Origin of the sequence: Luteibacter sp. 621, assembly GCF_050435445.1 — a bacterium.
GTDB lineage: Bacteria > Pseudomonadota > Gammaproteobacteria > Xanthomonadales > Rhodanobacteraceae > Luteibacter.
The window spans coordinates 1-11,833 of sequence record NZ_JBNDKI010000037.1; the positions used below are offsets into that span (position 1 = coordinate 1).

Genomic DNA, 11,833 nt, shown 5'->3' on the forward strand with positions numbered 1-11,833 from the left:
ATTCTGTTGTATGCAGTTTTATATATTTCTTTCTTCTCTCACCTCCCCCCGACCCGCTCCGTTTTTGTTCGGGGGGGGGGGGGGGGCGGGCGGGGGGGGGGGGGGGCGCCCGGCCCCCCCCCCCCCCCCCCCCCCCCCCCCCCCCCCCCGCTCCTACAGGTGTGTCGTGGCTAGTGGGAGGGTCAGGGTGAACGTTGCGCCGTGCTGCTCATTGAGCGATGCATGCAGCTGGCCATCCAGGCTCTCCATGATGGATCGGCTCACCGAGAGACCAATGCCCATACCGGCATCCTTCGTCGTGTAGAAGGCGTCGAATAATTGGGCGGCGTCAGCGGCATCAAAGCCCGTGCCGTTGTCTTCTACGGCCAGGTGCACTGCGCGTTGGTCCGCCCAGGTGCGAAGCCAGATCTGGCGCGGCCGGTCCGTAGTGGATTGCAGCGCATCCGACGCGTTCAGGACCAGGTTGAGGATCACTTGCTGTAGCTGTACCCGATCGCCCGTGACCTGTGGAAGCTCATTCCCGTACGCGGGCAGCACACTGATCCCGTGTCGTTGCAGCTCACCAAGCAGTAGCGTGACCACTTCACGAGTGGTGGCATTCAGATCAACGCATTCGGCGGCCACTGGCTTCTTCGAGAAAAGCGCCCGAAGCCTCTTGATAACGTCCGCTGCGCGGTAGCCATCGCGGACGATGCGTTGAGCAGTTTCGAGCGCACCATCGATATTGGGCGGCGTGGCGCCGAGCATGCGCTGGCACGTGCTTGCATTGGTGATGATGCCCGAGAGCGGCTGGTTTACCTCGTGGGCGATAGAGGCAGTGAGCGCACCGAGCGTGGCGACCCGTGCCACATGCGCCATATCCGAACGGATCTGGTTGAGTGCCACATCGTTGAACGCTCGCTCGATGGCGATGCTGGCCATGTGGCTGAACTGTGCGATCAAGGCATTCTCGTGGCCGGTCGGTGCATGGATCTGCCGATACAGGATGATCAGTACGCCGAGGACGGCACCCTGCGATGACGCGACTGGCGTGGCAATCGCAGCGCAGAAGCCATTCGCGCGCACCACGGTCGCCCAGTCGGGCCAACGTGACTCCGCAGAAAGGTCATCCACGATCACCTGGTCGCCTGCGAGCGCGGCGGCGGCTAGCGGGCACGCCTGCGGATCCAGCACGCTACGCATGCCCCGGGCGATCAGCGCGTCCGGCAAGGTGTTCGAGATGCACGCCGCCTCGGTCACCGCCTGGCCGCGCCGCGAAGGCGCCAGGACGATGCCGCTGGCACATCCACCCAGCGCGCCTTCGACCACCGTGCACAACTCACCCAATATCTCGGCTAGTGCACGCCCGGTCGCCATCATCTCGAGCACGCGCTTCTCGCCAGCGAGAAGTAGCTCACCGCGCTTGTGGTCATCGATATCGGTGTTGCCGCCGAACCAGTGCAGCACCCGGCCGGCCTGGTCCAGCTTGGGCGTGGCGCGGATAAGGAACCAGCGGTATGCGCCATCGAAGCGCCTCAGCCTGGCCTCGTACTGCCCTGGCTGGTTGGATTGCAGCAGGCCGATCCAGTACCTCGACAACCCATCGGCATCGTCAGGATGCACGGCCCGTGCCCAGCCGAAGCCATGGGCTTCGGCGGGTGTCATGCCCGTGTAGTCATACCAACGCTGGTTCAGGAAATCGACGCCGCCATCGGCGCCAGTGCGCCAGACAAAACCCGGGCCCGTATCGATGAGCGCACGCAGGCGTGCCTCGGAAGCACGCATGTCATCGAAATCATCCATCGAACCCACGGTCACGTCCCCTGCCAGGCGCGTCGCCCCCGATTATCCCGTGCTCGCCGCGCGGGCCGGGATCATACCTTGGTGTGACACCTTGGTATCGGTCGATACCATCGTGCAATGGCGACACCCGGGCGTGTTTGCTCCCATCGAACGCCCAACCACCCCCCAGGGAGCGACACCATGAAGAAACTTATCGCCGGCGCACTGTTCGCCGCCGCTTTTGCTACCGGCCCTGCGGCTTTTGCGCAGGAAACGAAGCCGACGATCGTGCTAGTGCACGGTGCCTTCGCCGACGCCTCAAGCTGGACCGGCGTGATCAAGATCCTCGCGAAGGATGGCTATACCGTCATCGGTGCCGCCAACCCGCTGCGTGGCGTGAAGAGCGATGGCGACTACGTTTGCAGCCTGGTGGGCGCGCAGCAGGGTCCGGTCGTGCTCGTGGGGCACTCCTACGGCGGCTCGGTGATCACCCGTGCCGCGAACGGGCACGAGAACGTGAAGGCACTGGTCTATGTGAGCGCCTTTGCGCCGGAGCAGGGCGAATCGGCGGCAGACCTCGCCGGTAAGTTTCCCGGCAGCACGCTGGGTCCGACGCTTGCGCCGCCGGTGACCCTGGCCGATGGCAGCAAGGATCTCTACATCATCCCGTCGAAGTTCCACGACCAGTTCGCCGCCGATGTCCCGGCCGCCGAGGCGGCGATCATGGCAGCAACGCAGCGCCCGATCACCGAAGCCGCGCTCAACGAGAAATCGGGTGAGGCGTCGTGGAAGCACATCCCGGTGTGGTTCATCTACGGTGACAAGGACAAGAACATCCCGCCGCAGGCGATGGCCTTCATGGCCAAGCGCGCTAACGCGCGCGATACCGTCGTCGTGAAAGGGGGTTCGCACGTGGTGATGGTGTCGAATCCACAAGCGGTGGCCAGGTTGATCGAAAAGGCTGCAGCGACAAAATAAGCGTAAGAATGTGCGCCGGTCCCCATGGGGAGCCGGCGCACATCGGGTCACGGTGCGTAGCGGGTAAACACCAGGTCGTGATTTACCACCTTGGCCTGGTGGCAGGCCAGGCAACTCTGGTGTTGGGCCAGGTCCGCCGGCTTGCCGTCAATGAAGCGGCCGAAACCCCAGCCGCCCGATGCCGCATACTTCTTCGAATCCTTCACCATCACCTGCACGGTGGTCGCCGCGCCTGGTACGTACGCGGGCGCGAATTCCTTCGACGGCACGTGCTTCCAGGCCAGCTTCACCAGCACGCTGCCGTCGGGGAACGGCAGCGTGCCATTCCGGTAGGCCTTGATCGCCACGTCATTGCCCAGCACGACGCGGAGCTCATCCAGCGGTGGCGTTTCATGCGCGGGGGCGATCATTTCCCAGTGCCTGTAACCCTCCGGGATGGTCACGCCGTAGATCGGTGAGCGGGCGACATCCTCCTTGCTGGCAGCCAGCGTCACCGCCGTGGCGAACGATCCGGCGGCGATGGCGAACAAGGCGACGAGCGACCGGTTCACGACCGCTTGTCCGCATCAATGATGGCCTGGGCGAACGCCTGCGGCGCCTCCTGCGGCAGGTTATGGCCGATACCGCCGTTGATGGTGCGATGTTCGTACTTGCCGGTGAACTTCGCCGCGTACTGCGCCGGCTCAGGATGCGGCGCACCGTTGGCATCACCTTCCATGGTGATCGTCGGCACACCGATGGTCGGGCCGGTAGCAAGCTTTGCTTCGATCGAGTCGTATTTTGCCTCGCCTTCGGCCAGGCCCATGCGCCAGCGGTAGTTGTGTACCACCAGTGCGACGTGATCCGGGTTATCGAACGAAGCGGCGCTGCGCTCGTAGGTGGCGTCGTCGAACTGCCACTTCGGCGAGGCGAGGTTCCAGATCAGCTTGTTGAAGTCGTGGCGGTTCTGTTCATAGCCTTCGCGGCCGCGCTCGGTAGCGAAATAGAACTGGTACCACCACTGCAGCTCTGCCTTGGGTGGTAGCGGCTTCTTGCCGGCGTCCTGGCTGCCGATGAGGTAACCGCTCACCGCGACCAGCGCCTTCACGCGCTCGGGCCAGATAGCAGCCACGATGTCGGCCGTGCGGCCGCCCCAATCGAAGCCACCCAGGGTTGCCTTCTTGATCTTCAGCGCATCCATCAAATCGATGATGTCGGTGGCGAGCGCGGCCGGCTGCGCATTGCGCGGCGTGGCGGCATCGATGATGCGCGTGGTGCCGTAGCCACGCAGGTAAGGCACGATCACGCGATAGCCCTTCGCGACCAGGACGGGCACGACTTCCGCGAAGCTGTAGATGTCGTACGGCCACCCGTGCAGGAGGATCACCACGGGACCCTTGGCCGGGCCGGCGTCGACGTAGCCGACATCCAGTGCGCCCGCGCGGATCTGCTTGAGCGGGGGAAACGATGCCGCGCTACCGGTGGTGGGCGCGGCGCCGGCGCCCATCGGGGAAGGTACGGGGGAGGCGCTGGCAAACGTCGCGAAGCCCAGCGGGGCCGCGGCCATGGCCATGGCGCTCACACCGAGGAAGCGGCGACGGGAGAGGATGTGTTCAACGGACATGCGGGGGCTCCTTTAACGCAGGGACTTGAAGGCGGCACGGAGTTCTTCGACGAACAGCTGCGGCTGTTCCCAGGCAGCGAAGTGGCCGCCCTTATCCACTTCGTGGAAGTAGTACAGCGACGGGTAGGCACGCTGTGCCCACGCCTTCGGCGTGCGGTAGATCTCGTACGGGAACACGGTGATCGCCACCGGTACCTTGATCTCGCTGGTCTTCTGCGCAGCGGCACTGAAGTTGTTGTTATTGTTCTCCCAGTAGAACCGCGACGCCGATGCGCTGGTGTTCGTCAGCCAGTACAAGCTGATGTCATCGAGCATCTCATCACGGCTCAGCACGCCATCGGGGTGGCCACGGTTATCCGCCCACTGCACGAACTTCTCGTACATCCATGCGGCTTCACCGCTGGGCGAATCCGCCAGCGGATAACCAATGGTCTGCGGGCGGGTCACCATCATCGCGCCATACGCCGCATTGCGCCCGAAGAAGGCGCTGAGCTCGTCGAAGGCGCGCTTCTCGTCGGCCGGCAGGCCAGCGGGCGCCGGGTCACCGCCGAAGATCGGCTTCACCAGTTCGGGCGGGATGGTGGCGGGCATGTTCAGGTGGATGCCGAGCAAACCCTGCGGTGCCTGGCGAGCCAGTGCGTCAGAAATGACCGAGCCGTGGTCGCCGCCCTGCGATACGTAGCGCGTATAGCCCAGGCGGTGCATCAGCGTATCCCACGCCTTCGCCACGCGATCCGGGCCCCAGCCAGTACCTTTGGGCTTGCCCGAGAAACCGTAGCCAGGGATGGCCGGGATAACCACATCGAAGGCATCTTCCGGTCGGCCGCCATGCGCGGTCGGATTGACGAGCGGGTCGATCGTCTTCAGGAACTCGATCGGCGAGCCGGGCCAGCCGTGGGTAAGGATCAACGGCAGCGCGTTCGGGCTCTTCGAGCGCACGTGGATGAAGTAGATATCCACGCCATCGATGGTGGTGACGAACTGCGGCAGCGTGTTGAGCTGTGCTTCGAACTTGCGCCAGTCGTAGCCCTTGCCCCAGTACTGCACGAGGGCCTGCACCTTGGCCAGCTGGATGCCCTGGGAATCGTCGTTGACGGTTTCCTTGTCGGGCCAACGCGTTTCCGCGATGCGTCGGTGCAGGTCGGCCAGATCCTTGTCCGCCACGTGCACATGGTACGGGCGGATGGATGTGTCATCGGCGGTGGTGGCCGCGGTGGCAGGGGATTGCCAGAGGGTGCCCAGCAGGGCGATGCCCAGGGCGAGCGTCGCTGCGCGCATGGTCGTTCTCCATCGGTGTGCGTAGATGAAGAGCGATGACAGCAGAGGCGGACGGGCGCGACGATTGCACCAAGGTATTGATCTATACCAACGTATCATTGCTGCGAGCGTGCAAGACACGGTGGCACACCGACACCAAGGTATCATGGGCGGGCGCGGTGCCATGGCGCATGCTTCGCGTGCCTTCTTTCGAACCATGCGTGACTTGTGGAGCTTGTGCCATGGCCATGCCTTTGCTCGTATCTGTCGTAGACGATGACGAGTCTGTACGCGAAGCACTGGCGGGTCTGCTGCGCGAACTCGGTTACGCGGTAGCGGCTTTTGCTTCTGCCCATCATTTTTTGGACAAAGGTGATGCGGACGCCACGCATTGCCTGATCCTGGATGTATCGATGCCCGGCATGTCCGGGCCCGAGCTGCAGCGTGAGCTGAAGGCGCAGGGCCGGGCCATCCCGATTATTTTCATCAGCGCGCAGGCCGATCCTGCACTGCGCCCGGCGCTCCTGGCAGAGGGCGCGGTGGCTTACCTGCAGAAGCCGTTCGGTGAGCCGGATCTTCTCCAGGCGCTCGCCGCGGCCATGCCCCTGCGCTGAACGAACGAGGATGCAACATGGTGCCACTGGCTGACGCATACTCAACCACGCGCAAGCGCAAAGCCCCGGCCGTGCTTGAGCCCGTGGTGTATGTCGTTGATGACGACATCTCCGTGCGCGAATCATTGGAGGCCATGCTGGGCTTCGCCGGCTGGCGGTTCATGTCGTTTTCGTCCGCGCAGGCCTTTCTTGATCACACCCGTGATGACGCGCCCGCGTGCCTGGTCCTCGATATCAACCTGCCGGACCTGAATGGCCTGGACCTGCAGCGCCAGTTGCTCGGCGAGACGCGCGTGGTGCCGATCATTTTCATCACCGGCTATGGCGATATTCCCAGCACCGTGCAGGCGATGAAGGCGGGCGCGCTGGAATTCCTGACCAAGCCCTTTGATGCCGATACGTTGCTTGACGCGATCGCCGGCGCGATCGACGCGAGCCGCCAGGCACGGAACGCCAAACAGGTGGCAGGGAAACTCCAGGCTGCGTTCGACACGCTCACCGGCCGCGAGCGCGAAGTCATGGGCATGGTCGTGGCCGGAAGCATGAACAAGCAGATCGCCATGGAACTGGGTATCAGCGAGATCACGGTGAAGGCGCATCGTGGCAAGGTGATGCGGAAGATGCGCGCGCGCACTTTGGTGGAGCTTGTGGAGATGGCCAGCGTGTTGCGCTCAATGGGCTGATCCGCCCGCTCAGCGGCTTCCGGTGAGCGACCTGACCTGGCAGCCTGCGAGGGCCTTCAGCGGATCTATACTTCCGGGACGGCCGCCCCCTCGCGGTCACCCAGGGAGGCTCCATGTCGAAGGTACGCATCGCAGGGTTCAACGTCTCGATGGACGGCTACGCGGCCGGCCCGAACCAGAGCCTGGAAAATCCGCTTGGCCAGAATGGTCCGGACATCTTCCAGTGGTTTTTCCCCACCCGCATGTTCCGCGAGATGATCGGCCAGGACGGCGGCGAGACCGGGCCCGACAACGACTTCGCCTATCGCGCGATGGAAGGCTTCGGCGCTTTCATCCTGGGCCGCAACATGTTCGGCCCCATCCGTGGCGAATGGCCCGATGACGCATGGAAAGGCTGGTGGGGCGATAACCCGCCGTACCACGCACCGACCTTCGTTCTGACCCATTACCCGCGCGCGTCCATCGACATGGAAGGCGGCACGACCTTCCATTTCGTCACGGGCGGGATAGAGGAAGCCTTGCACCGTGCGCGCGACGCGGCGGGCCACAAAGACATCAAAATCGGTGGGGGCGTTTCCACGGCCAGGCAATACATCGAGGCCGGGCATGTGGACGAAATGCACCTGGCCATTGCGCCCGTTGTCATGGGGCAGGGCGAGCCCCTGTTTGCCGGGCTGGATCTGCGCGCGATGGGATACAAGACCATCGAACATGTGCCGACCGAGCGCGCGACGCATGTGGTGCTCGCGCGGGGGTGAGGCCACGGGGCCGCCTCCGGGCGCCGTTCCGGTCCGGCGCATGAATTCCACCCGGATATAAAGAAGATTGCTTGTAGGTCGAGTAATTTTGCATATTGATAATTCAGGAATGAACTATATACTTATGAGGTAACCACGCCGCAGGCTATCCCTCATGAGCGATTTCGTCCCCACCGAAGCGCGGATCCACAACACGATCAAGAAGTACCCCGCCTTCCCCCGGGAGCCGGCCGTGCTGGTCCGCCTGATCAAGCACATCTACAAAGAGGTGCACGATGAGGCCAATGGGGTGATGAAGCCCTACGGGCTGAACCACCCCGAGTACAACATCCTGATGATGCTGTACGGGGCGCCGGGCCATGCCCTCAACCCCACCCAACTGGCCGATGCGGCCGGCGAGAAGTCGGCCAATGTCACCCGGCTGACCACCCGCCTGTGCGATATGGGCTACCTCGGCCGTGCGTCCAGCGAGGATGACCGCCGCAAGGTGGAGCTCACCCTCACCCCGGCCGGCATCGCCCTTATCGAAAGCTTCCTGCCGGATATCGTCACGCTGCTGCACCGGCAGACGCGTAACCTTTCGCTGACGGAGCAGGGCCAGCTCGAGGCCCTGCTGAAGAAAATGCTGGCTGGTTTCGAGGCCTGAGCGAACGCCGTCATGTCTGCCGTGAACCCCACCGCCGCCACTGCCCCCGACACACGCCAGGTCGTGGTCGAGACGCTGCGCGAGGAAGCCTCGATCTGGCTCTTCGTGGTGAAGACCCTTGTGGCGTTTTTCGCCACCGGTTGGCTGGCGATGCGCTTTGACCTGCCGGCGCCGTCCACCGCCATGCTGACCACCATCATCGTGGCCAACCGTCAGGCCGGCATGGTGCTGGCCAAGAGTTTCTACCGCGCCATCGGCACGGTCGGTGGTGCCACGGTCGCCGTGGGCATCGTCGCGGCGTTCCCGCAGCAGCGCGATCTGTTCCTGCTCGCCCTCTCGTTGTGGATCGGCGTGTGTTCGGGCGGCGCCACGTTGTACCGCAACTTCAAGTCCTACGCGTTCGTGCTGGGTGGTTACACGGCCGCCATCGTTGCCATTCCCGTGATCGACAACCCCCCGGGCGTGTTCGATTCCGCCGTGGCGCGCCTTTCGGAAGTGCTGCTGGGCCTGCTGGTGAGTGGTGTGGTGAACGATGTGGTGTTCCCCAGCCGCATGCGTGATGTGCTCCGCCGTTCGGCGCGCGAGCAGTTCGCTCACTTCGTCGGCTTCGTTCGTGGCGCGACGGAAGGTGCGATTCCGCGTGATGTCATGGAATCTGCTCACCTGCGCTTCGTACGCGAAGCGGTCACGCTGGAAGACCTGCGCAGCTCGGTGATCTTCGAAGATGCCGATGCGCGTGCGCGCAGCAACCACCTGCGCCTGTTCAACCAGCGCTTCATGGCGGCCTCCACCAGCTTCCAGTCGCTGCACCACCTGGTGAACCGCCTGAAGCGGGCGAAGCGTGATCGTACCGCCGATACGCTGGTGCGCCTGTACGCGCCGATCGGCGAGGCGCTGCATGTACCGATCGAAGCCGGCATGGGTGCCCGCGTGCTGCTGCCGCGCCTTGCCGATGCGCGCACCACCATGCGCGCCCAGGTGTCGGTGCTGCGCGCGACGCTCGACGATGCGCAGGATCTGCGCGACTACGATACGGGCGCTTCGCTGTTGATGCGGTTCGTGGATGAACTGCATGCGTACGTGGATGCGGCCGCCTCGCTGCAAGCACCCCGCATTGCCGGTGGTGCCGCCGAACGCGTCCGCTTCGATCGTGGTAACGACTGGCTCGGCGCCGGGCTGGCGACGTTCCGTACCACCATCACCATGCTGGTGCTGGGTATCTTCTGGATCGAAAGTGCGTGGCCGCTCGGTTCCAGCGCGATGCTTCTGGCCACCATCTTCGCTGGCCTGTTCGCGACCACGCCGAACCCGACGCGCGTCACCTGGATCGTCATGCTCGGCTACCTGACCGGCATGGCCATGGGCTTCATCTGCGAGTTCTTCGTGCTCACCCAGGTGGATGGGTATGGCCTGCTGATCGTCGGCATCGCGCCGTTCCTCGCCGTGGGCCTGGTCATGATGATGAGCCGCCGCCTCGGCTCCTTTGGCCTGGGCTGGTCCATGGGCCTGGCTTACATCCTTGCGCTGAAAAATGTGCAGACCTACGACCCGGCGCATTTCATCAACGATGCGATCGCGCAGGTCGTTGGCCTGGGTGCCGCGGCCGTGTCGTTCGTCGTGATTCCGCCCGCCATCGGCAGTGCATGGCTGCGCCGCCGCCAGCTGGCCCGCCTGCGCGGGCAGGTGGCCCTGGCGGCCGAAGCCCCGTTGCCGGGCCTGCGCCATCGCTTCGAAAGCGTGAACCACGACCTGGTCAGCCAGGTGGTGGCGCAAACCCAGCCGGGCAGTGCGGATTCGCGTGCCCTCATCGCGTGGGCGCTGGCCGTGCACGAGACCGGCCGCGCGTTGATCGAGCTGCGCCACGACATGGCGCGCCGCGAAGTGGCATCCACGTTGCGGCCGTACCTGGAGGACGCGCTGCGTACGCTGGCGCGCTTCTATGAAAAGCCCGACCCGGCGGGCTACCTGCTTGCCCGCGACGCGGTTGCCACCGCTATCGCGAGCGTTGGCGAGCACGAGGGCCACGCCCACCTGCTCGAACACCTGCACCTTGTCCGCATGGCGCTGCTGGATGGTGAATCCGTCCTCGCCGCGTACATGCCTACCGCTCCGCTTGCCAAGGAGATCGTCCATGCCTCGTGAGATCGCGCTCGGCGACGCCCTCGTCCCGGGGCTGCTCGTCCTTTTCGTGTTAGCCCTGGTGGCGCTTGCGCTGCTCGATTGGGTGGCTGGCCGCTTTGGCCTTTACCGCCTGGTATGGCACCCGCCGCTGTTCCGCCTGGGCGTGTTCGTCTGTGTCTTCGGCGCGTTCGCGCTGTTCCTCATCTGAGTGATGCCGTCATGAAACTCGCAACCCTCATCCGCTTTGCCATCACTGCCGCCGTGATCGTGGTCGCGGCCTTCGTCGGCCACGCCTTGTGGAAGCACTACATGTATTCGCCCTGGACGCGCGACGGGCGTGTGCGCGCCGAGATCGTGCGCATCGCGCCCGATGTGGCGGGCATCGTCACCGACGTCAAAGTGATCGATAACCAGACGGTGAAGAAGGGTGACCTGCTGTTCGTCGTCGACAAGGCACGCTATGTGAACGCGCTGAACCAGGCGCAGGCCAACCTGCATGCCGCGGAAGCGGCGGCGCGCGCATCCGGCGCCAGTATCAACGCCGCAGCCGCCAGCGCGCAGCAGAGCCGCTCGAACTTCGAGATGTACGAAGCGCAGTCGGAGCGCCGCCAGAAGCTGATCAACAACGTGATCTCAGCCGAAGACAAGGCCAACGCGCTGGCCGCCGCGAATGCCGCCAAGGCCGGCTGGCAGGCAGCACAGGCGAGCACGAAGCAGGCCTCGGCCGCGCAGGAGCAGGCCCTCGCCGCCGTGGCGCAGGCAGCCGTCGAAGTCGCCTCCGCCCAGCTCAACCTCGACCGCACGGAAGTGCGCGCCCCGGTGGATGGCTACATCACGAACCTGGATGTGCGCGTGGGTGACTATGCCAGCGCCGGCACGGCGCGCCTGGCGCTGATCGACAGCCATTCCTACTGGATCTACGGCTACTTCGAAGAAACCAAGCTGCCGGGCCTGCGTATCGGCGATCCGGTGGATATCCGCCTGATGGCTGGCGGCCTGCGCCTGAAGGGTTCGGTGGAAAGCATCGCCCGGGGCATTACCGATGCCGATAACCCGACCGGTAGCGACCTGCTGGCCGACGTGAATCCCACGTTCAACTGGGTGCGCCTGGCGCAGCGCGTGCCAGTGCGCGTGCACATCGATGCCGACCACCTGCCCAAGGGTGCGGTGCTGGCGGCAGGTATGACAGCGACCCTGGTGGTGCACCCGTCGCCGGCCGACCAGGTCGCCGCCCGCTAACCGGCGGCACCGGGCAAACGATTCCTCATCTGTAGGAGCGGGGGGGGGGGGGGGGGGGGGGCGGGGGGGGCCCCCCCCCCCCCCCCCGCGCCCCCGCCGGGGGGGGGGGGGGGGGGGCGGGGGGGGGGGGGGGGGGGGGGTGGGTGTCCGGGCCCGGCGGCACCCCCCCCGGG

12 protein-coding genes are annotated in these 11,833 nt (G+C 65.0%); 8 read left to right on the plus strand and 4 right to left on the minus strand.

Annotated features, from left to right (window positions below; all coding sequences use genetic code 11):
- Nucleotides 1–153: 153 nt before the first annotated feature.
- Nucleotides 154–1,797, minus strand: coding sequence for an ATP-binding protein (locus tag ABIE56_RS22330; protein ID WP_429246014.1), 1,644 nt, complete (start codon nt 1,795–1,797; stop codon nt 154–156).
- A 165-nt stretch (nt 1,798–1,962) separates the two neighbouring features.
- Here ABIE56_RS22330 and ABIE56_RS22335 point away from each other — a divergent pair, with 165 nt between their 5' ends.
- Nucleotides 1,963–2,739, plus strand: coding sequence for an alpha/beta fold hydrolase (locus ABIE56_RS22335; protein ID WP_429246015.1), 777 nt, complete (start codon nt 1,963–1,965; stop codon nt 2,737–2,739).
- 47 nt (nt 2,740–2,786) lie between these two features.
- Here the strand turns inward: ABIE56_RS22335 and ABIE56_RS22340 are convergent, their stop codons facing one another.
- From ABIE56_RS22340 to ABIE56_RS22350, 3 genes are read right to left on the minus strand one after another with little or no spacing between them, the layout of a single operon-like run.
- Complete coding sequence (locus ABIE56_RS22340; RefSeq protein ID WP_429246016.1) at nt 2,787–3,290, minus strand: cytochrome P460 family protein; 504 nt, start codon at nt 3,288–3,290, stop codon at nt 2,787–2,789.
- Nucleotides 3,287–4,342, minus strand: a complete 1,056-nt coding sequence (locus ABIE56_RS22345) for an alpha/beta fold hydrolase (RefSeq protein ID WP_429246017.1) — start codon at nt 4,340–4,342, stop codon at nt 3,287–3,289. Before ABIE56_RS22345 ends, ABIE56_RS22340 begins: the two co-directional genes overlap by 4 nt.
- A gap of 12 nt (nt 4,343–4,354) precedes the next feature.
- Complete coding sequence (locus ABIE56_RS22350; protein WP_429246018.1) at nt 4,355–5,620, minus strand: epoxide hydrolase family protein; 1,266 nt, start codon at nt 5,618–5,620, stop codon at nt 4,355–4,357.
- 221 nt (nt 5,621–5,841) lie between these two features.
- Here ABIE56_RS22350 and ABIE56_RS22355 point away from each other — a divergent pair, with 221 nt between their 5' ends.
- The 7 genes from ABIE56_RS22355 to ABIE56_RS22385 all read left to right on the plus strand — a co-directional run bounded on the left by ABIE56_RS22355 (nt 5,842) and on the right by ABIE56_RS22385 (nt 11,660).
- Nucleotides 5,842–6,213: a response regulator transcription factor gene (locus tag ABIE56_RS22355; RefSeq protein ID WP_429246019.1), complete on the plus strand. Its 372-nt coding sequence runs from the start codon at nt 5,842–5,844 to the stop codon at nt 6,211–6,213.
- 17 nt (nt 6,214–6,230) lie between these two features.
- Nucleotides 6,231–6,896: a response regulator transcription factor gene (locus ABIE56_RS22360; protein WP_429246020.1), complete on the plus strand. Its 666-nt coding sequence runs from the start codon at nt 6,231–6,233 to the stop codon at nt 6,894–6,896.
- 113 nt (nt 6,897–7,009) lie between these two features.
- Complete coding sequence (locus ABIE56_RS22365) at nt 7,010–7,654, plus strand: dihydrofolate reductase family protein (protein ID WP_429246021.1); 645 nt, start codon at nt 7,010–7,012, stop codon at nt 7,652–7,654.
- A gap of 154 nt (nt 7,655–7,808) precedes the next feature.
- A complete protein-coding gene (locus tag ABIE56_RS22370) occupies nt 7,809–8,300 on the plus strand; it encodes a MarR family winged helix-turn-helix transcriptional regulator (RefSeq protein WP_429246022.1) in 492 nt (163 codons plus the stop codon).
- Between the two features lie 12 nt (nt 8,301–8,312).
- The gene (locus ABIE56_RS22375; RefSeq protein ID WP_429246023.1) at nt 8,313–10,442 is read left to right on the plus strand and encodes an FUSC family protein; all 2,130 of its coding nucleotides are present in this window, start codon (nt 8,313–8,315) and stop codon (nt 10,440–10,442) included.
- Nucleotides 10,432–10,629, plus strand: a complete 198-nt coding sequence (locus ABIE56_RS22380) for a DUF1656 domain-containing protein (RefSeq protein WP_247432145.1) — start codon at nt 10,432–10,434, stop codon at nt 10,627–10,629. The genes ABIE56_RS22375 and ABIE56_RS22380 overlap by 11 nt, the downstream gene beginning before the upstream one ends.
- Before the next feature lie 11 nt (nt 10,630–10,640).
- Nucleotides 10,641–11,660, plus strand: a complete 1,020-nt coding sequence (locus tag ABIE56_RS22385) for a biotin/lipoyl-binding protein (protein ID WP_429246024.1) — start codon at nt 10,641–10,643, stop codon at nt 11,658–11,660.
- The last annotated feature ends 173 nt before the right edge of the window (nt 11,661–11,833 follow it).